Source organism: Photorhabdus tasmaniensis (assembly GCF_011189505.1).
Lineage (GTDB): Bacteria > Pseudomonadota > Gammaproteobacteria > Enterobacterales > Enterobacteriaceae > Photorhabdus > Photorhabdus tasmaniensis.
On the sequence record NZ_PUJU01000215.1, the window covers coordinates 1 to 495 of the forward strand.

The 495-nt window shown below is 41.2% G+C and carries 1 protein-coding gene; it reads right to left on the reverse strand.

Annotated elements, in window-relative coordinates; genetic code table 11:
• Positions 1-424 (reverse strand): IS30 family transposase (locus C5471_RS23615; RefSeq protein ID WP_166296684.1); only part of this gene is annotated, 424 nt, incomplete at its 3' end.
• Positions 425-495 lie beyond the last annotated feature (71 nt).

A 495-nucleotide genomic window follows, 5' to 3' on the forward strand; every position in this document is an offset into this window, starting at 1 on the left:
GACCATAACGTTTGCGATAGGGTTTTCTGGCAATTCGCAGATGTTGCCATAAATCACCCCCCTCTATTTTATCTTTATAAATCAGCCTATAAATCGTCTCATGATGCAAAGATATCCCTTTATGTTGCTTCAAATAATCAACCACCTGTTCAGGGCTTAAGTCTTTCCAAATTAACCGTTTTATCCATTTTCTTACTACCGGCGTTATTTTCACGGCTTTCTTAGCAAAATGACGACGTGCCAATCCCTTCAAATGAGCCTGTTCAGGACAGTATGTCTGGACCTCTTGATTTCTCTTCAATTCTCTGCTGATGGTCGACGGACTTCGCTTAAGTGACTCAGCAATGAAAAGCTGTGAAAAACCCGCTTCTTTTAAGCTGGAAACCTGATATCTTTCTGTTTCGGTCAGTTGTGTATAGGCCATAGTGCATTTTCCTTTGGCGAGAAAGATGCCTACTATAGCAACTGACCGCCCTTCTGAAAAATTGCACTTAT